This window comes from Azospirillum sp. CT11-132 (assembly GCF_047302835.1).
Classification (GTDB): domain Bacteria; phylum Pseudomonadota; class Alphaproteobacteria; order Azospirillales; family Azospirillaceae; genus Azospirillum.
The window spans coordinates 199,627-219,234 of the sequence record NZ_JBGLZA010000003.1 but is presented as its reverse complement, the minus strand read 5'-3'; the positions used below and the strand labels follow the sequence as shown (position 1 = coordinate 219,234).

Here is a 19,608-nt window from a genome sequence, read left to right as displayed (position 1 = left end):
GCCAACCGCTAGATACTGGTGCTTGGTTCAATGGTAAATTCGTGCGAAATCAGTGTCTAGCATGAATTCGTTAATTTACTGCTTTGGCTTTTCGCAGTTTCTGTGGCCAAAATTGCGGGTCCTGCATGACGAGGGAATGGAACGGCGGACAAGGGCACGGCGGAAGGGTTACGGCAGGGGGCAGACGGGTTACCGGCGCCATCCGACAGGCCGAAGCCCGCCATCCGGGGCTTGCCACGGCGCCCTTTCTTCTCCACCTACCAGGGGCCGCAGACGCGAGGCAAGCGACAATGAGTCGTGGTCATCAAAGAACCGTTCCGGCCACCCTTTTCCGCCATGGTCTGGCCCGGCGTTTTGCCCGGGGGGCGATGGCGGCGGCCATGGCCGCCTCCCTGCTGGCGCTCGCCGGCTGCGGCTCGGTGGGACCGACCGACAATCCGCTGGCGCGCAAGCTGACCTGGTTCAGCTATCTCAATGGCGACGATCTGCGGTCGCGCTGCGGCAAGGACGGCGCCGACCGCTTCCGCCTGATCTTCAACGCCGACTACAATCGGCACGTGCGCACCTATGATGTCGTCGGCGATCCCGACCGCGGCGGCGCGGCGGTGGAGGCGCATGTGATCGAGGCGACCGACCTCGCCCGCATGACGCTGACCGACCCGTTCTCCGCGGCGCGCGGCCGCACGGCGACCCTGCAGCTGACCGCGGCGCAATATGACAACTTCATCGGCCGTCTGCGCGACGACGGGGCGTTCGACCCGCCTCCCCAGGGGCTGCGGCTGCCGTCCAACGGCTTCTATTGGCTGATCAACGGCTGCCGTGCCGGGCAGTGGTTCTTCACCGCCTTTCCCTACCCGTCCAGCCGCTTCACCGACGCCCGTTTCCCGGAACTTCTGCGCGGACTCGACCCGACCGGCGTCGCCTTCCCCGGCCTGCCGGACCCCGACGACGCGCCACGCACCCTGCCCTCCTCCGGCCAACTGGCCGACGGCGGGGTGTTCTTCGAGATTCAGGTCGGCCGGGATGGACTGGTTGGCCCGACCGCCCCCTTCGGGGCGCTGCTGCTGAGCGCCCTTCCGGGAAACTGATCGCCAGTCAGGCCACGTCCTTTTGGGCCGCCTGTCAGACCGCCTCTTCGGCCGGCTGGCGCGGGCGCATCTCTTCCGGGACCAGCGTCTCGACCCACGGGCCGTCCGGCATGCGGCGGGCCAACTCCGTCAGGTTGCGGTTCCACCACTGGCGCTGTTCGCTGAGATCGTCATAGTCGTAGTTCGACTGGCGCCAGCTGCGCGACTCCGCATGGTAGGACACCATGTCGATGGGGAAGCCGACGTCGTTGGTGGAGAAGCGGGTGCTGTCGAAGGACAGATAGGCCAGCTTCAGCGCCGTCTGCATGTCGGTGCCGTAGGTCAGCGCGCGGTCCAGGATCGGCTTGCCATAGGCGGTGGCGCCGATCGACAGGTAGGGCGTGCGTTCGTCCACCTCGATCCAGTTGCCCTCTGGATAGACCAGGAACATGTAGGGTTCGCGGTCTTCGGCCAGCTGGCCGCCGATGATGGCGTGCAGGTTGAAGTGCAGCTTGGACGCCTCCAGCGACTCCCGGTCCTCCGCGGCGACCTGCCGCAGGCAGGTGGTGAAGGCCGACACCGCGTCAAGCATGGTGGCATAGGCCTCGCCCCGGCGCTTTTGCATGTCGCGGCGCAGATAGGCCAGCGTCTTGTCGCGGACGCTGCGCAGGCCGGAGTTCATGATGAAGAAGCGGTCGCCGCCGCTGCCCATCATCGTCACCTTGCGGGCCGACGACAGTTGCGATCCGCTGGTGATCCGGCCGTCCGACAGACCGATCAGGCCGTCGCGGGTCTTGATGCCAAGGCAATAGGTCATGGTCGAAATGGTCCCGAAGATGCGGCCTGACGAAGGGATGGCCCTGTGCGCCGCGTCCAAGCGCCGCACCTGACCAATGGCCGAGGCGAATCCCCTCCCCGGCCACGCTACACTTGTCCCAGCGCCGGTAAAGTCTTCGTTAAGGACAGTCTCCGTCGAAGACTTGCCGACGCTTCCGCGACCGCCGCCTCCGCCCACAACGAAGGCGTCTATGGTGTCATGGGAATTTCACGCTTTCGGGGTAAGTTCGGCACAACGGAGTAAGCCGCATACCTGCCGAACGGACTGTTGACACCGCGCAGTGTCTAGCCCATAAAACCTTATATTGCAGTGCAGCATTTTCGGGGCTGACCTGGGGTCGCCTGGAAAACCGTGACAACGGCTGCACAACGTAAAAACGCAACGCACACCGCTGCCGGCCGGCTCCGCGCCACGCTTTGCGGCGGGCGGGCCCACTCTCCATACGCCGGCATCAGCCAGGAAGGAACGCGCGTCATGAACCAGTTTACGCCGAAATCGCTCGAGACCGTCGCCGCCCAGGCCAAGGAGCAGTACGAGGGTCTGGTGAAGGCCGGCCAGGAGCAGACGGTCAAGCAGTTCGAGCAGACCGCGACCGCCGCCAAGGAGCAGTTCGAGAAGACCGCCGCCCAGCTGCTGAAGAGCTATGAGGACCTGCAGGCCACCGGCAAGGCCAATGTCGAGGCGCTGATCGCCAGCAGCACCATCGCCGCCAAGGGCGCCGAGGATCTGGGCCGCGAGGTGGTCGCCTATGGTCAGTCGGCGCTGGACAAGTCCATCACCACCGGCAAGGCCCTGCTGACCGCCAAGTCCCTGCAGGAAGTGGTTGAGCTGCAGAACGATTTCCTGAAGTCGAGCTTCGACGCGATGCTGGCCGAGACCAGCCGCCTGCAGGAGCTGACCACCAAGGTCACCAACGAGGCGCTGGCCCCGCTGAACGCCCGCGTCACCGCGACGGTGGAGACCTTCTCCAAGCCGCTCGCCGCCTGATCGGCCCGATCGGACGCGACCTGACGGCCGGGGTTCAGCCATGGACCCCGGCCCCGCAAACGGCCCGGCAACCACCACGCGGTTGCCGGGCCGTATTGCGTTCCGGGTTCCGTCCGATGCACGCCCGCAGCTTTTGTGCAGTGCACAATACCCATTGACTCCGCGCCCGGGGTTCCCTACATTCTGCTCATGCTGCAGTGCAGCATATCTCGGGCGCCCGGTCCTTCGGGGTCCGAGGGCCTCAACCCACTCCGCGCCCGGTCGCCGCATCGTCGGGGCCGCGCGGTTGACCCCTGAGAGAGCGCGAGGAGCATAGCCATGTCCGACCAGATCGCCGCCGTCACCAAGTCCGTCGAAGACGCCATCGCCACCGCCAAGCAGAACCTGGAAGGCCTCGTGAAGGCCCAGCAGGAGCAGATGGAAAAGGCCTCCGCCCAGGTGATGAAGGGCTATGAGGAGCTGACCGCCCTCACCAAGGGGAATGTCGACGCGTTCGTGCAGTCCGGCACCGTCGTCGCCAAGGGCGCGGAAGAGGCCGGCAAGCAGGTCGCCGCCTTCACCCAGTCCTCGCTGGAGAAGGGCGTGTCGAACGCCAAGTCCATGCTGGCGGTGAAGACGATCCAGGAACTGGTCGAACTGCAGAAGGCCTACACCAAGGCCAGCCTCGACGCCTTCGTGTCCGAGAGCACCAAGCTGCAGGAGCTGACCGTCAAGGTCGCCAACGAGGCCCTGGCTCCGCTGAGCGCCCGCGTCAACGCCACGGTCGAGGTCCTGTCGAAGAAGCAGGTCGCCGCCTGACCGGCCGCCCACGGGCCGGGATTTGATCCTCCCGGCTTGACCGGCGGGCGTCCCATGCCCACCTGACCGACCGCATCGCAGCGGCCCGGCATCCCGCACAGGGGTGCCGGGCCGTTTTGCGTCCGGAAGGCCCCCCTGCCCTGGCCCCCTGCCCTCGCGATGCCGCACAAAGGCTTAGGGTTTCCCGCCGATTGCGGCCCGACCGGAAGGGGTGTCTCCTAATTTGGGGTATCGGACGGCCGACCGGACCAAAGGAGGGTCTGCCAAATGGAGAGAGACCGAAAACGGCCCCTTCCCACCGCGCCCGAAATGACCATATCATTCACAGTGACAGTGCATCGCGATGACATTCGACTGGGACCATGGCCGACTCTGACAAGCAGGGCAACGACGGCACGAACAGCGGCGTGGTCGTAAAGGCCAAGCCAAAGACCAAAAAGCCGTCGATGTATAAGGTCTTGATGTTGAACGACGATTATACTCCGATGGAGTTCGTCGTTCTCGTTCTCGAACGCTTCTTCAGCAAATCGCGGGAGGAAGCGACCCAGATCATGCTGCATGTGCACCGGCGGGGTGTGGGGTTGTGCGGCGTGTTCACCTACGAGGTGGCGGAGACGAAAGTCACGCAGGTGATGGACTTTGCGCGCCAGCACCAGCATCCGCTGCAATGCACGTTAGAAAAGGATTAGACCCACACATGCTGTCGCGTAACCTGGAACAGACGCTGCACCGAGCCCTGGCCCACGCGAACGAGCGCAGGCATGAATACGCGACGCTCGAACATCTTTTGCTCGCGTTGACCGAAGACTCCGATGCTACCGCCGTCTTGCGCGCTTGCGGGATCGACCTCGACCGTCTGCGCGCGGAACTGTCGGATTACCTCGACAACGAACTGGCGAACCTTATCACGAACAGGCCTGATGATGCCAAGCCGACGGCTGGTTTCCAACGGGTTCTGCAGCGTGCGGCCATCCACGTCCAGTCGTCGGGACGTGAGGAGGTGACGGGAGCAAATGTGCTCGTTGCCTTGTTCTCTGAACGCGAGAGCCACGCGGTCTATTTCCTGCAGGAGCAGGAGATGACCCGGTTCGATGCGGTCAACTACATCTCTCACGGAATCGCGAAGGCTCCGGGCCGCTCGGAAACAAAGCGTGTCTCGGGCGCTGACGACGAGGCGGCGGCGGAGAAGGTCGTGAAAAAAGGCAGCGAAGCGCTAGAGGCGTATTGCGTCAACCTGAACAAGAAGGCGTCCGGCGGGAAGATCGATCCGCTGATCGGGCGGGAGCAGGAGGTCGAACGGACCATCCAGATCCTGTGCCGGCGGTCGAAGAACAACCCGCTCTACGTCGGCGACCCCGGTGTCGGCAAGACCGCCATCGCCGAGGGCCTCGCCCGCCGCATCGTCCAGCAGGAAGTGCCGGAGGTGCTGCGCAACGCCACCATCTTCGCGCTCGACATGGGCTCGCTGCTGGCCGGCACCCGCTATCGCGGCGATTTCGAGGAGCGGCTGAAGGCCGTCGTGTCGGAGCTTGAGGCGACGGAGGGGGCGATCCTCTTCATCGACGAGATCCACACGGTGATCGGCGCCGGCGCCACCTCGGGCGGTGCGATGGATGCCTCGAACCTGCTGAAGCCGGCGCTGGCGTCGGGTTCGCTGCGCTGCATCGGCTCGACCACCTACAAGGAATACCGCAGCTACTTCGAGAAGGACCGGGCGCTGGTCCGCCGCTTCCAGAAGATCGACGTCAACGAGCCGTCGGTCGAGGATGCGATCAAGATCCTGCAGGGCCTGAAGCCCTACTACGAGAAGCACCACAAGGTCACCTACACCAACGACGCCATCCGCGTCGCGGTGGAGCTGTCGGCCAAGTATATCGGCGACCGCAAGCTGCCCGACAAAGCCATCGACATCATCGACGAGGTCGGTGCGGCGCAGATGCTGCTGCCGGAGAACAAGCGTCGCAAGAAGATCGGCGTGAAGGACGTGGAGGCGGTGGTCGCCAAGATCGCCCGCATCCCGCCGAAGTCGGTCAGCCGCGATGACAAGGAAACGCTGCTGAACCTTGAGCGCGACCTGAAGACCATGGTCTTCGGCCAGAACAAGGCGATCGACGCGCTGGTCTCCGCGATCAAGCTGGCCCGTGCCGGCCTGCGCGAGCCGGAGAAGCCCATCGGCAACTACCTGTTCACCGGCCCGACCGGTGTCGGCAAGACCGAGGTGGCCCGCCAGCTCGCCATGACGTTGGGCATCGAGCTGACCCGCTTCGACATGTCCGAGTACATGGAGCGGCACACGGTGTCGCGCCTGATCGGCGCCCCGCCGGGCTATGTCGGCTTCGACCAGGGCGGCATGCTGACCGACGCCATCGACCAGCACCCGCACTGCGTCCTGCTGCTGGACGAGATCGAGAAGGCCCATCCGGATCTGTTCAACATCCTGTTGCAGATCATGGACCACGGCAAGCTGACCGATCACAACGGCAAGATCGTCGATTTCCGCAACGTCATCCTGATCATGACCTCGAACGCCGGGGCCGCCGACATGGCCAAGCCCGCCATCGGTTTCGAGCGTGACCGCCGGGTCGGCGAGGACATCGAAGCGGTCGAGAAGATGTTCACGCCGGAATTCCGCAACCGTCTCGACGCGATCATCCCGTTCGCGCCGCTGACTCAGGAGGTCATCAACCGCGTCGTCGACAAGTTCATCATGCAGATGGAAGCGCAGTTGGAAGACCGCGGCGTGTCCATCGAGCTGAACGAAGAGGCGCGCGAGTGGCTGGGCAAGAAGGGCTACGACCCGCTCTATGGTGCCCGCCCGCTTGGCCGCGTGATCCAGGAGTACATCAAGAAGCCGCTGGCGGAAGAGCTGCTGTTCGGCAAGCTCAGCAAGGGCGGTCTGGTCAAGGTCACCGTCAAGGACGACAAGCCGGCCTTCGACTATGCCGAAGGCAACCGGCCGAAGCGCACCTCCGGCGACGATGACGAGGAGATGGTGTCGGAGATGGTCGAGTAACCTCGGCCCATCCGTTCCATATCGTAAAAAAGGAGGCCGTCCGCGGCCTCCTTTTTCGTTGTGCGGCAGGCGGATGCGCTCTTTTGCATCGCCTCGTCACCGCGCGATACTTTTGCGCCAAGGCCGGACTGGGGTATGGTCGCGGCATGACCGATTCCGCCGCCATGCCGCCCCTCGTCCTCCAGGCTCCGTTGCTGCCCGCGCCCGACGCGCTGCGCATCGCCTTCGCCTGCGCCGATACGGATGAGGCCCGTGCCGCCCGCACGCGGCTGGTCCACCGCTACGGCAACGCCACCCCGGACGAAGCCGACGTGATCGTGGCGCTGGGAGGCGACGGCTTTCTGCTGGAAACGCTTCACCGCGCGCTGACGCGCAACCGCCAACGGCCGACGCCGGTCTACGGAATGAACCGCGGCTCGGTCGGCTTCCTGCTGAATGTCTACCGCGAAGAGGATTTGGCCGAGCGCATCGTCGCGTCCCAGCATGTCAACCTGCACCCGTTGCGCATGGTGGCCACACGGGTGAACGGCGAACGGGTGGAGGCGCTGGGCATCAACGAGGTGTCGCTTCTGCGCGAGACGCGGCAGGCGGCAAAGCTGCGCATCACCATCGACGGTGTGGTCCGGCTGCCGGAGCTGATCTGCGACGGCGCGTTGGTGGCGACGCCGGCCGGCAGCACCGCCTACAACCTGTCGGCCCATGGCCCGATCGTGCCGCTGAACGCCGGCGTGCTGGCCCTGACCCCGATCAGCGCCTTCCGCCCGCGGCGCTGGCGCGGCGCCCTGCTTCCCCATGCCGCCCGCATCTGCTTCGACGTGCTGGAGGAGACCAAGCGCCCGGTCAGCGCCGTCGCCGACTTCACCGAGGTGCGCGAGGTCCTGCGGGTCGAAGTGCAGGAATGCCGCGACGTCGGCCTGACCCTGCTGTTCGACCCCGAACTGAACTTCGAAGAACGCATCCTGAAGGAGCAGTTCGCGCCGTAAAGCTCACGCCCTCTCACGCCCGTCTGGCGACCCAGACGGCGGTCAGGTCGTCGCGCAGCGGCAGGCTGGTGCGGGCATAGAATCTGTCCATCATCGGGCGCAGCGGACGCTGGCGGTCGCGGGCCAGCCCGTCGCGGACGAAGTCGGGCACCGCGTCCTGCCCCAGCGGGCCGCACTCCTCACCACCGCATTCGATCAGGGCGTCGCTGTACAGGAACAGGAAGCCGCCGCGCGGCAGGCGATGGCTCTGGTCGACATACTGCGCCCGGCGCGAGGCGCCCAGCACCAGCCCCGCCGAATCGAGCAGGCGGATATCCGGCGCGTTCCCCCTGGTGGCGGACGGCGTTCCCAGAACCGGGTTGGGCGAACCGGCCGCGGCAAAGGTCAGCGTGTCGATGGCAAGGTCGAGGATGCCGAAGAAGGCGGTGGCGAACTGACCCGTCGGCAGCACGTCCTTCAGGGCGGAGTTCAACTGCACCAGCCATTGCGACGGCGCCATGTGCTGCATCGGGAAGCGGTCGATCAGCGTGTGCAGGCGGAAGGTGTTGATCGCCGCGGTGATGCCGTGCCCGGCGAAATCGACCATCAGCAGCCCCAGCCGCCGGTCGCCCAGCGGATAAAGGCCCCAGAAGTCGCCGCCCAGTTCCGACGACGTCTCGAAATGCGCATCCAGCGTCAGGCCATAGCGGTCGCCTACCTCGGCCAGCCGGCGGTTCTCCGGCAGAAGCGAGGTCTGCATGGCGCGGGCATGCGACAGCTCGCGCTGGACCCGCTCGCGGAAGGCGGCAAGGTCGCCGAACAGCTTGCGCTTCTCCAGCTGGTGGCGGACGCGGGCCACGCATTCGCCCGGCTTGATCGGCTTGGAGATGAAGTCGCTGCCGCCGGCCTCGAAACAGCGCACCTGCTCCTCGTCGCTGTCCAGCGCGGTCTGGAACAGCACCGGAAGCTCTTCGTGGGTGGCGTTGCGGCGCAGCGCCTCGCACATCTGCCAGCCGTTCATCACCGGCATGTCGACGTCGAGCAGGACGAGGTCGGGACAGAAGCGGTCGACGGCCGCCAGCCCTTCCCGCCCATTCTCGGCGAAGGCGATGTCGGTGATGCCGGCGCGGCGGATCACCAGGGCAAGGGATTTGCGGTTGAATTCGTTGTCGTCGACGATCAGGACGCGGCAGTCCGACAGCGACAGGGCGGGCCCGGCCATGGACGCTCCGTCAGCGCTCGAACTGCAGGACGGTGCAGCGCCCGCCATCGGTCACCGTCACCCGCGAGGCCAGCGTGCGCATGAAGACGAAGCCGCGGCCCGACCGCGCCTTGTTGCCGCTGATGGCCGGAGCCAGTTCGGTGTCGAAGCCGCCGCCCTGGTCCACCACCGCGATGGCGATGCTGCGCTCGTTCCAGCGGCAGAAGATGTCCAGCCGGCGCCGCACCACGGCGGGATCGCCCAGCCGGTCGTGCATCATCTCGCTGAAGCGGCGGTAGCCGCCCGGCTCCCCCTTCACCGCGCTGGAAAGTCCGAGGTTGCCATGGACGATGGCGTTGGCGACCGCCTCGTGCAGGCAAAGCTCCACGTTGGAGCGGCGTTGCGGATCGAGCGCGCCGCGCCGCACCAGCTCGTCGCAGACCAGCACCGGGCATTGCAGGCCATAGGCGGTACCGGTGGTCAGCGACAGATAGAATCCGGGCAGGTCCGGATGGTCCGCCGCCGGCGCGCCCGTCCAGTCGTCCAGCAGGGCCGCCGCCTCGTCGGCACCCTCACCCAGTTCCACCGTCAGGAACGGGCCGCGGTCGAAGGCGGCGCGCAGCCGGTCGCGGTCCGCCCGGTCCATCAGCAGCGTTTCCACCACATTTTCGCTCGGTCGCTCGCCTGAGCGCTCCCCCGGCCGCGCGTCCGGGGACGCAGGACCGTCGCCCGGCGGCTGGTCCGTTCCGCAGAAGCGCGCAAGGACGCGGGCGGCCATGTCGGCAGGCACCCGGTCGCGCAGCAGGCTGAAGCCACGCAAAGCCGCTTCGGCCGGAGGCTCGGCCCTGCGGTCGTGATGAGCGGCGTCCATGCGGCAAACTCCCATCGGACGGAAACCGGCAGGCGGGCGGGATCGGATCGCTCCGTCCCCGCGGTTCGAATTCGGCCGCTCAGGGCTCGATGGTGATGATCTCGCTCAGCCGCGCGAGTTCGATCGACCGCCTGACGTCTCCCGCCGGGCCGCGAACCACCAGCTTGATCTCGTGGTTCTCGGCCTCGTCCTGGAGGATCAGCAGCATGCCGAGACCGGCGGAGTCGACGAACTCCAGCGCAGACAGGTCGAGGACGAAGCGCCGTGTGCTGGTATGCCCCAACAGGTCCACCAGTTCGTGCAGCTTGTCATGATCGGTAAATTCCAGGCGGCCGGTCAGCCTGACTTCGGTCGCATCGCCTGTATTGGTCGTCTTGAAATCCATAAATCCCCTCAACTGGTCCGCAGCCTTGGCCGCATCCATACGAATGCGCGCGAAACCCAGGCACATTGCTTATGCACAGTAGTGCATTCCGTCGCCTTGTCTCAAGTGTCGATACTGCGGCTGCGCAGTATTTCCCGGAACTGCGACATTGCTTCCATGGCCGGCCTCGGGATTCACCCCCATGGACGGGTTGCACGCAAGGGAGTAGAACATATCCGGGAAGGCACGCGCGCCGCGTGCCGAACCGGCATCGCCGGCTCAAGATACATCAGTTGCGGGCGTCCACCGCCGGGCCCCGCCCAGTCCGCACGTCCCGCCCAATCGCCTTCACCAAGAACCTCCGGAACGGCAATGCATGACCAGGATCGCTGAGGCGTGGCGTCGTGTCCCGACGGTATCCGCCAAGTTCCTTCTGATCCTCGTGCCGAGTCTGGTGGTGGCCGTCTCGCTGTGCTCTGCCCTGTTCTATTACGACCGCTACAAGGATCTTCGGGCCGGGCTGCGGGAAAAGGTGGCGGCCATCGCCGACATCAACGCGGCGGCGTTGACCAACAGCCTGTGGACCTTCGACGTCCCGGCGATCCGCAACGTCATCCAGGCCATCGGCGCCAACCGGGAACTGGTCTGCGTCGAGGTCAGCGACGATCTGGCGGAGGGGCGGTTCGTCTGGCCGGGATCGGACTGCCCGGCCGCCGACGACGCCCTTGTCGAGCGCCGTGCGATCCGGGTGCAGAATCTCCAGGTCGGCACCCTCACGCTGCATTACAGCCAGGACGTCGTGCGCGAACAGCTGCGGCAGGAGGTGATGAACACCGCGACACTGCTTCTGCTGATGCTGGCCGGCACCATCGCGGCGGCGCTGGCGGCGTTGCGGCTGACGGTCGGGCGGCCGCTGGGGCGGCTGATCGCCTCCATCCTGGAAGCGGAGCGCGGCGGCCACGAGCCGGTGGACTGGGTTGCCGCCGACGAGCTGGGCCGGGTGATCCAGGCCTACAACGCGATGCTCGCCCGGCTGGGACAGGAGGAGGCGGCCCTGCGCAAGAGCGAGCAGCGGCTGGCGCTGGCGATCACCGCGACCCGCTCCTCCGTCTGGGACTATGACCTGCACACCGGGCATTATTGGTGGTCGAAGGAGTTTCCCGCCCTGCTCGGCTATGGCTCCAGCGAATTGCCGATGACGGCGGAGACCTGGTCTTCGCTGCTGCACCCGGACGAGGCGGAACGGGTGATGGCCGAATCGCGACGGCGCCTGCGCGATCACGCCATGGCCTACACCGCCGTCTACCGCATGCGGCGGCGCGACGGGCAATGGGCCTGGATCGAGGATCGCGCCACCGCCCAGCGCGACGCGGACGGCCGCGCGCTGCGCCTGACCGGAACCATGTCCGACGTCACCGAACGGGTGCGGGCGGAACTGGATCTGGCGCATGAACGCAATGTGCTGCAGGTGACGCTGGACAACACCGACCAGGGGATCATCAAGGTCGACGGCGACGGGCGGGTGGTGACGGCCAACCGCCGCGCCGCGGAACTGCTGAACATCGCGCCGGAGGTGCTGTCGGGCAACCCGCGCTTCGCCGACATCGTGGCGATCCAGCGCCGCCAGGGCGAGTTCGGCGAGATGGGCGACGATCCCGACCTGTATCTGAGTTTCGGAACCGGCCCAGGGGGCACCGGTATGGCGGCCACCGGAGCGGCGTCCGACGATGGGTTCGGGATCCCGCTGGGCGAGCCGGCGGGGATGATCGACCAGCCCTTCACCTTCAAGCGCCGCCGCCCCGACGGCCGTATCGTCGAGGTGCGCACCAACCCGCTGCCGGAGGGCGGCTTCGTCCGCACCCTGACCGACGTGACGGTGGAGGCGCGCTCGGCCGAGGAGATCTTCAATGCGATGCAGGAGCTGGAACGCGCCTATGCCGACCTGAAGGAGACCCAGGCCAGTCTGGTCCAGGCGGAGAAGATGGCTTCGCTCGCCCTGCTGGTCGCCGGCGTCGCGCACGAGATCAACACCCCCATCGGCATCGCCTTCGGCTGCGCCACCCACCTGTCGGGGCGGACCGCGACGCTGGCCGAAGCGTTCGAAGGCGGAACGATGAAAAAGTCCGAACTCGCCGCCTATGTCGCCACCGCCGGCGAATCCTCCCGCCTGATCGAACAGAACCTGACCCGCGCGGCCGAGCTGATCCAGAGCTTCAAGCGCGTCGCCGTCGACCAGACCAGCGAGGAGCGGCGCCGCTTCGACCTGCTGGCCTATCTGGAGGAGGTGGTCACCTCCCTCGGCCCCACCCTGCGCAAGAGCCGCCACCGGGTCGCCATCGCCTGTTCGCCCGGCATCGTGATGGACAGCTTCCCCGGCGCGCTGAGCCAGGTGGTGACCAATCTGGTGATGAACGCGCTGACCCACGCCTTCCCGGCCGACAGCAAGGGGCACATGGTCATCGACGTGGACGAGACGGCGGACGGCGAGGTGGAGATCCGCTTCGCCGACGACGGCGTCGGCATCCCCACGGAGAACCTGCCGAAGGTGTTCGAGCCCTTCTTCACCACGCGGCGCGGGTCGGGCGGCAGCGGGCTGGGGTTGCACATCGTCTTCAATCTGGTGACGCAGTCGCTGGGCGGGCGGATCTCGGTTGACAGCGTTCCCGGCGATGGAACTACCTTCACGCTGCGCATCCCGAAGACCGCAGCAACCGCCTCGCCCCCCACAGCTTCGCTCACGACGACGCCCGTTTCGCTGGAGCCCGTATCGCTGGAGCCCGTATCGCTGGAGAAGGAACCCGCATGAGCAGCGGCGCCTACGACGACGACGAGATTCTGTTCGCCGACGAAGAGGCGGACGGTGCCGCGGCCGGGCATGGCGCGGTGGCGGCGGCCCGTGCGGCCATCGTCGACCCGGCGGCACCGCCCTGGCCGATCCTGGTGGTCGACGACGAGTCCGACGTGCATTCCATGACCGGATTGCTGCTGGCCGACGTCACCTTCCAGCGGCGGCGGCTGGACCTGATCAGCAGCTTCACCGCGGCGGACGCCCGCAACGTGCTGGAACACCGGCGCGACATCGCCGTGATCCTGCTGGACGTGGTGATGGAGGAGGACGATTCCGGCCTGAAGCTGGTGCGCTGGATCCGCGACGAACTGGGCAACCGCGACATCCGCATCATCCTGCGCACCGGCCAGCCGGGACAGGCGCCGCAGCGCGACGTGATCGTCGATTACGACATCAACGACTACAAGCCGAAGGCCGATCTGTCGGCCGAAAGCCTGTTCACCGCGGTGATCGCGGCCTTGCGCGCCTTCGACCAGATTCAGTCGATCGAAACCCGGGTGGCGGAGCGCACGCGCGAGCTGCGCGAGAGCCGCGAGCAGGCGGAAGAGGCGACCAGGGCCAAATCCGCCTTTCTCGCCACCATGAGCCACGAGATCCGCACGCCGATGAACGGGGTGCTCGGGATGCTGGGCCTGCTGGAACGGACCGACCTGGACGAGCAGCAGCGCGACACCGTCGGCACCATGCGCGAATCGGCCAACGCCCTGCTGCGGATCATCGACGACATCCTGGACTTCTCGAAGATCGAAGCCGGGAAGATGGATCTGGAGCGGGTGGCGATGTCGGTGCCGGCCCTGGTCGAAGGGGTGGCGGAAACGCTGGCGCCCGCTGCAGGGGCCAAGGGGCTGACGCTGCTGACCTATGTGGACCCGGCGATTCCGCAGGCGGTGCTGGGCGATCCGGTGCGGCTGCGCCAGATCCTGTTCAACCTGGCCGGCAACGCCATCAAGTTCACCGAAGCCGGCCGGGTCGTGCTGCGCGCCGAGTTGGAGCCAGCCGAGGCCGAGCCGCTGCTGCGCATCGCCGTGTCCGACACCGGCATCGGCATCGCCGAGGCCTCGTGCCAGCGCCTGTTCCAGCCCTTCACCCAGGCCGAAAGCTCCACCACCCGGCGTTTCGGCGGCACCGGGCTGGGGCTGTCGATCAGCCGGCGGCTGGCGGCGCTGATGGGCGGCGAGATCGGGGTGGAGAGCAAGCCCGGCGAAGGCTCCACCTTCTGGCTGCGCCTGCCGTTGGACCGCGCCGCCGGTCCGGCGTCGGCGGAGGACGGCCAGGACGCTATCGGGCTGGACGGGCTGACGGTCCTGCTGGGCGTGCCCGACGACATGGAGCGCGGCTTCCTCGCCCGCTATCTGGAGCAGGCCGGCGCCCGCGTGCTGCCCGCCGCCTCGCCGCCCGAACTGGCGGCCCAGGCCCGCATCGCGCGCGAGGCCGGCTGCGCCGTCGGGGTCGTCGCCATCGACGAGGCGCTGCACATCCCCGCCGCCGCCTGCGCACCGGAGGAGTTGGGCCGCCGCAGCGGCGAGGCCCGGCCGCCGGTGGTCCTGCTCTGCCACGAAACCGGTGGGAAGCCCGGTCCCGATTCCCTCCCCGGCACGCGGGGCGCGGAGCCGGGCACGATGGTGCTGAGCCGGCCGCTGCGCCGGCTGGTGCTGCTGCGCGCGGTGGCCATCGCCGCGGGTCGTCTGTGCCCTTCCCAGCCGGCGGCCCAGACCCACCCCCACCGTTCCTCGACGGCACAGTCCTCGACCAGGGCCGGGCGCGGCACGGCCGGCCCTGCCAACGGCCAGGGAGCGCCCAGCGTCGAGGAGGCGATGGCCCAGGGGCGGCTGATCCTGGTCGCGGAAGACAACCCGGTGAACCGCAAGGTCCTGCAGATGCAACTGCAGGCGTTGGGCTATGCCGCGGAGATGGCGCCGGGCGGGGCGGAGGCGCTGGCGGCGCTCGACGCCATGCGGCAGGGCCGGCGCCGCTACGCCATGCTGCTGACCGACGTGCAGATGCCGGAGATCGATGGGTTCGAACTGACCCGTCAGGTCCGCAGCGGCGAGGCGTCGGGCGGCGCGGGCCGCCGCCTGCCCATCGTCGCCATCACCGCCAACGCCGCACCGGCCGACATCGAGAGCTACCGCGCAGCCGGCATGGACGATGTGCTGAGCAAGCCGCTGGAACTGTCGCAACTGGCGGTGACGCTCGCCCGCTGGATGCCGCCGGCCCCGGCCGATGCCGCCATGGTGACGCCCTCGCCGGCACCAACGACGCCGACTGCCGCCGGCAGCGACGCTTTGGTCGATCTCGGCACTCTACGCGCGCTGTGCGGCGGCGATGCGGCGATGCTGGCGGAACTGCTGAACGATTTCGTCACCATCGGCCGCGGCGTGCTTGCCGACCTTATGACAGCGCTCGGCAACGGCGACCGTGACTGGGTGCGGGCCTGCGCCCACAATCTGAAGGGCTCCTCCCGCAACGCCGGCGCCAAACCGCTGGCGGAGGCGGCCCGCCTTCTGGAACTGGCCGCCACCGAAGGCGCTCCGCTCGACCGGCTGGCGGAAGCGGCCGACCGGCTGAGCGAGAGCTTCGCCGCGACCTGCGGCGCCATCGAACAGGACCTCGCCGGAACGGAGCGGCTAAGGACATGAGCGATCCGGTATGAGTGAACCGACGGATTTCCGACTCGATTTCCGGCCCGGTCGGCGGGAGGCTCTCGGCCTGCTGCTGGGGGTTGCCGCCACGGCCGCCGCCCCGCCTGCCTTCGCCCAGGACGCTCCGCCCGATGTCGGGGTCCCGCGGCTGGGCGAGGAGCTGACCCCCTTCGGCGCGGTACAGGCCGGCAACCGCACGCGGGCGATCCCGCGCTGGACCGGCGGCCTGACCGAGGCGCCGCGCGGCTATGTGCCCGGCCGCCCTTCGCCCGACCCCTATATCGAGGATGTCCGCTGGTTCACCGTCGGCGCCGCCGATGTCGAGCGCTACAAGGTCCGACTGACCGCCGGGCAGCAGGCGCTGCTGGCGAAATATCCGGAAAGCTTCGAACTGGCGCTGTTCCCCTGCCACCGCAGCGCCGCCGCACCGCAGCGGATCTATGACGCCACGCTCGCCAACGCCGATCGCGCCGGTTTGGGGGAAAACGGTCTGGCCTTGCGCGATGCGTCGGTCGGCGTGCCGTTTCCCATTCCGGCCAACGGCGTGCAGGCGATGTGGAACCACAAGCTGCGCTGGCGCGGCGGCAGCGTGTCGCGCACCAGCCTGACCGTGGTCCAATCCGGCGACGGCCGTTCGATGACGAAGCTGCGGGAGGAGTTCGCCTCCCCCTATGCCGACGGCGACATGGCTGCACCGCCGCTGCTCTATCGCCGCACCATCCTGGAACCGAAGGAGCAGGCCGGCAGCAGCCTGATCCTGCAGGGGACCCTCGACCCCATCGCCGCGCGCACCCACGCCTGGGCGCGGGAGGGGGAGCGTGGCCGCGTGGTGAGGGCGCCCGACTTCGCCTATGACACGCCGGACCCGGTGACGGGCGGCATCTGCACCGCCGACATGCTGGACATGTTCAGCGGCGCGCTCGACCGCTTCGACTACACGCTGGTGACGCGGCGCGAGATGTACATGCCCTACAACGCCTACCGGCTGTCCAACCCCGGCCTGACGATGCGGGACATCCTGTGGCCGGGGCACCCCAACCCGCAGTTCCTGCGCTATGAGATGCACCGGGTCTGGGTGGTCGATGCCCGGCTGAAGCCGAATTTCAAGCACGCCCTGCCCGACCGCACCTATTACCTGGACGAGGACAGCTGGCAGATCCTGGCGTCGGAGCATTACAACGGCAAGGGCGACCTGCTGCGCTACGCCGAGGCGCACCCGGTGCAGCATTGGCAGGTCCCCGCCCTGGTGCCGGCGGTGGAGTTCGCCTTCGACCTGACAGCCGACCGCTACACCGCCCGCGGCCTTGATAACGGACTGCCTCCGCCGGTGTTCGGCGCGCCGCTGACGCCGCAGGATTTCACCCCCGACGCCCTGGTCCGCCGTGGCCGGCGGGGGTGACGATCCGCAGAGCAATCACTCGGAGCCGGTCTGCCGAACCTCGTGGACCTCGGCCGGATGGGCGGCGTGGCGGTTCAGGACCTCCAGCGCGATGCGTTCGCGCGCGGCGTCGCCGACATTGACCCACAGCAGGATGCCGCCCTTGTCGAGCTGCTGCAGCATGGGCTCGTTGCGCTTGTCGGTGATCCATTGCGACAGGAAGGACCCCGCCGCTCCGCTGCCCACCCCGGCGGCGGCAGCAGCCGCGGCGGCGGCGAGCGCCGTGCCGCCGGTGGCCAGCACCGCGCCGGTGGCGATGATCGCCCCGACATAGGCGGGGAAGCCGACCGCGGCGCCCTTGCCGCTGCCGACATCCTCCGGCGAAATGTAGGCTTGGCGCGGCGCGTTGGGATCGTGGGCGAGGCTGCCAACATCGTTGGGCACGCCGCCCAGACGCTCGCGGATCGTCTCGTCATTGGCCAGCACGCTCAGCTCGTGGCGCTGGAATCCGGCCAGCGTCAGGTCGTCGATGGCGCTCTGCAGGGCGTCGCGGCTGTCGAAGACCGCCACGGCCTCGCGCACCGCGGCATCGGTGCCGGTGCTTGCGGTGTCTCCAGTCCAGGCGCTGGAATCGATCGTGGTCGGGTTCTGGTCGCGGCTCTCGATCATGCCTCCACCCCTTCGCTTCGCAGGAAGTCCGAACAATCCGGATCCAACCGCAAAGCAGGGGCAAGGTTCCGCTCAGGGTCGCGACGATGTGACCGGCGGAGACACCATGCCGCGCGGTTCCGGCATGGCGCCCAGGAACCACCACAGGCCCAACCCGATCAGCACGGCCTTCACCAGCAGGAAGAGCGCGATGTGGCGGGCCAGCGGATTGCGGAGCATGAGCTTCAACCTGTCGATGCAGCAGGCTTGGAGATGAATGCCGATCTGGCAAAAGGGCCCGTCTTTTGGCTAGTATCCGGCACCCCTGCTGTCAAGGAAGGATACCCGCCATGAAGCGGCTCCTGCTCGCCACCCTGTTCGCCGCCGGCCTGTCCGCCGGTTCCGCCGCCCCGGCCCTCGCCCAGATCAGCCTGTTCCAGGACACCGGGCTGATGCAGGCGGTCAATGACGGCGACGTCGCCAAGACGAAGGGCGCCCTGTTGCGGGGCGAGAACCCGAATCAGGCCGACATCCACGGCAAGACCGCCCTGCTGGCCGCCGTCGACCGCTCCAGCCCGGCCATCGCCAAGCTGTTGCTGGAGAGCGGCGCCAACGTCAACCGCGCCGACAAGGCCGGCAACACCCCGCTGCTGGCAGCGGCGGAGAACGGCAATCCGGAGCTGATCGACCTGCTGCTGAAGAAGGGCGCCAAGGTCGACATGGAGAACCGCGAGGGCATGACTCCGCTGATGGTCGCCGCCCGCAGCGGCCGGGCCGAGGTGGTGGACCGGCTGCTGAAGGCCGGTGCGCAGGTCGACCGTTCCGACTTCACCGGCCGGACCGCCTTGAACTGGGCGCAGGACAGCCGCAACGCCCGCGTCGGCACCCTGCTGCGCCAGGCCGGCGCGCGCTGACAGCCGGACTCTACTTCGCGGAGACCTCATGTTCGGTTCGGCCTTTGGCGGTCCCGGCCCGCTGCTGCTCCTGCTGCTGGCGCTTGGGATCGACGCGCTGTTCGGCGACTGGCTGGACCGCATCCTGCCCGACCCGGCAGGGCTGGCGCGGCGATTTTGCAACGCCGCCGATGCCCGGCTGAACCGGGCGGAGCGGGGCAAGTCGGCCCAGGTGATCCGCGGGGCGCTGGTGGTGCTGGCGCTGGTGCTGATCGCGGTGGCGGCCGGGCTGCTGGTCGAGTGGATCGGCTCCATCGGCCGCGGCTGGATGGTCGAACTGCTGGCCCTGCTCTGCGGCCTGCGCGGCCGGGCCGCCTGGACGCGCATCCGCGCGGTGCGCCGTGCGCTGGAAAGCGGTGGGCGGGTGCCCGCCCAGGAGGCGATCCAGTCGCTGACCCGCCGCCATGTCTACGGCCTGGACGAGCACGGCATCGCCCGCGCGGCGGTGGAGGCCGCCGCCCGCGCCTTCGACCGCAAGCTGGTGGCGCCGGTCTTCGGCTATGCCCTGCTCGGTGTGCCCGGCCTGTTCGTCTGGACCGCGCTGGACGGCGCCGACGCCGCGCTGGGCAGCCCCGGCGTCCGCCATGGCCGCTTCGGATCGACCGCGGCGACGCTGGACGACGCGCTGAACGCCCTGCCCGCCCGGCTGGCCGGGCTGCTGCTGGCGCTGGCCGCGCCCTTCATCGGCACCGCCAAGGCCGGCGCCGCCCTGCGTGCGCTCGGCCGCGACGCGCGCAAGCATCCGTCGCTGAACATGGGCTGGCCCATCGCCGCAATGGCGGGCGCGCTGGGTCTGGCCCTGGGCGGTCCGCACCGCGACGGCGGCGTGGTCATCACCGAGAACTGGATCGGCGACGGCCGCGCCCGCGCCACCCCCGCCGACATCGGGCGAGCGCTCGCTCTATCGGCCGTCGCAGCATTGCTGCTGGTCGGGCTGGTGGCGCTGCTGCTGTGGGGCGTGGCGGGGATTTAGCGAGCCTTTCCGAATTCGCAGTACGAATCACTTCTTTGCCGCCATCCACACCACGCCTTGAAAAA

Annotated in this window: 17 protein-coding genes; 11 read left to right on the top strand and 6 right to left on the bottom strand. The window is 68.1% G+C overall.

What is annotated here, in order from left to right:
- Nucleotides 1-380: 380 nt before the first annotated feature.
- Nucleotides 381-1,088, top strand: a complete 708-nt coding sequence (locus ACCD06_RS06820; RefSeq protein ID WP_109153722.1) for a hypothetical protein — start codon at nt 381-383, stop codon at nt 1,086-1,088.
- A gap of 34 nt (nt 1,089-1,122) precedes the next feature.
- On the opposite strand, the gene ACCD06_RS06815 is transcribed toward ACCD06_RS06820, so the two are convergent.
- Nucleotides 1,123-1,884, bottom strand: a complete 762-nt coding sequence (locus ACCD06_RS06815; RefSeq protein WP_149197482.1) for a peptidase — start codon at nt 1,882-1,884, stop codon at nt 1,123-1,125.
- A gap of 495 nt (nt 1,885-2,379) precedes the next feature.
- On the opposite strand from ACCD06_RS06815, the gene ACCD06_RS06810 reads away from it, so the two are divergent.
- From ACCD06_RS06810 to ACCD06_RS06790, 5 genes are all read left to right on the top strand, one after another.
- On the top strand, nt 2,380-2,892 hold the full coding sequence (locus tag ACCD06_RS06810) for a phasin family protein (RefSeq protein ID WP_109075457.1): 513 nt from the start codon (nt 2,380-2,382) through the stop codon (nt 2,890-2,892).
- Nucleotides 2,893-3,210: 318 nt separating this feature from the next.
- Nucleotides 3,211-3,690, top strand: coding sequence for a phasin family protein (locus tag ACCD06_RS06805; RefSeq protein WP_109153719.1), 480 nt, complete (start codon nt 3,211-3,213; stop codon nt 3,688-3,690).
- A gap of 362 nt (nt 3,691-4,052) precedes the next feature.
- Nucleotides 4,053-4,379, top strand: coding sequence for an ATP-dependent Clp protease adapter ClpS (gene clpS / locus ACCD06_RS06800; RefSeq protein WP_063633957.1), 327 nt, complete (start codon nt 4,053-4,055; stop codon nt 4,377-4,379).
- 8 nt (nt 4,380-4,387) lie between these two features.
- The gene (gene clpA, locus ACCD06_RS06795) at nt 4,388-6,703 is read left to right on the top strand and encodes an ATP-dependent Clp protease ATP-binding subunit ClpA (protein WP_109075459.1); all 2,316 of its coding nucleotides are present in this window, start codon (nt 4,388-4,390) and stop codon (nt 6,701-6,703) included.
- 164 nt (nt 6,704-6,867) lie between these two features.
- A complete protein-coding gene (locus ACCD06_RS06790; protein WP_136705852.1) occupies nt 6,868-7,686 on the top strand; it encodes an NAD kinase in 819 nt (272 codons plus the stop codon).
- Between the two features lie 13 nt (nt 7,687-7,699).
- Here ACCD06_RS06790 and ACCD06_RS06785 read toward each other — a convergent pair whose 3' ends face one another.
- The 3 genes from ACCD06_RS06785 to ACCD06_RS06775 all read right to left on the bottom strand — a co-directional run bounded on the left by ACCD06_RS06785 (nt 7,700) and on the right by ACCD06_RS06775 (nt 10,122).
- A complete protein-coding gene (locus ACCD06_RS06785) occupies nt 7,700-8,887 on the bottom strand; it encodes a PP2C family protein-serine/threonine phosphatase (protein ID WP_413339661.1) in 1,188 nt (395 codons plus the stop codon).
- Nucleotides 8,888-8,897: 10 nt separating this feature from the next.
- Nucleotides 8,898-9,737: an ATP-binding protein gene (locus tag ACCD06_RS06780; protein ID WP_413339659.1), complete on the bottom strand. Its 840-nt coding sequence runs from the start codon at nt 9,735-9,737 to the stop codon at nt 8,898-8,900.
- A gap of 79 nt (nt 9,738-9,816) precedes the next feature.
- Nucleotides 9,817-10,122, bottom strand: coding sequence for an STAS domain-containing protein (locus ACCD06_RS06775; RefSeq protein ID WP_109075462.1), 306 nt, complete (start codon nt 10,120-10,122; stop codon nt 9,817-9,819).
- A gap of 355 nt (nt 10,123-10,477) precedes the next feature.
- Here ACCD06_RS06775 and ACCD06_RS06770 point away from each other — a divergent pair, with 355 nt between their 5' ends.
- From ACCD06_RS06770 to ACCD06_RS06760, 3 genes are read left to right on the top strand one after another with little or no spacing between them, the layout of a single operon-like run.
- Nucleotides 10,478-12,907 (top strand): ATP-binding protein, encoded by a 2,430-nt coding sequence (locus tag ACCD06_RS06770; protein WP_413339657.1) that lies wholly within the window; start codon nt 10,478-10,480, stop codon nt 12,905-12,907.
- Entirely contained in the window at nt 12,904-15,588 is a 2,685-nt protein-coding gene (locus ACCD06_RS06765; RefSeq protein ID WP_413339655.1) for an ATP-binding protein, read from the top strand. Before ACCD06_RS06770 ends, ACCD06_RS06765 begins: the two co-directional genes overlap by 4 nt.
- A 10-nt stretch (nt 15,589-15,598) precedes the next feature.
- The gene (locus ACCD06_RS06760) at nt 15,599-16,990 is read left to right on the top strand and encodes a DUF1329 domain-containing protein (protein ID WP_413339653.1); all 1,392 of its coding nucleotides are present in this window, start codon (nt 15,599-15,601) and stop codon (nt 16,988-16,990) included.
- 15 nt (nt 16,991-17,005) lie between these two features.
- Here ACCD06_RS06760 and ACCD06_RS06755 read toward each other — a convergent pair whose 3' ends face one another.
- The gene (locus tag ACCD06_RS06755; protein ID WP_413339651.1) at nt 17,006-17,638 is read right to left on the bottom strand and encodes a hypothetical protein; all 633 of its coding nucleotides are present in this window, start codon (nt 17,636-17,638) and stop codon (nt 17,006-17,008) included.
- Between the two features lie 72 nt (nt 17,639-17,710).
- Nucleotides 17,711-17,857: a hypothetical protein gene (locus ACCD06_RS06750; RefSeq protein WP_169055045.1), complete on the bottom strand. Its 147-nt coding sequence runs from the start codon at nt 17,855-17,857 to the stop codon at nt 17,711-17,713.
- Nucleotides 17,858-17,967: 110 nt separating this feature from the next.
- On the opposite strand from ACCD06_RS06750, the gene ACCD06_RS06745 reads away from it, so the two are divergent.
- Both ACCD06_RS06745 and ACCD06_RS06740 read left to right on the top strand, forming a co-directional pair.
- Entirely contained in the window at nt 17,968-18,531 is a 564-nt protein-coding gene (locus ACCD06_RS06745) for an ankyrin repeat domain-containing protein (protein ID WP_109075467.1), read from the top strand.
- Nucleotides 18,532-18,559: 28 nt separating this feature from the next.
- Nucleotides 18,560-19,543, top strand: a complete 984-nt coding sequence (locus ACCD06_RS06740) for a CobD/CbiB family cobalamin biosynthesis protein (RefSeq protein ID WP_413339649.1) — start codon at nt 18,560-18,562, stop codon at nt 19,541-19,543.
- The last annotated feature ends 65 nt before the right edge of the window (nt 19,544-19,608 follow it).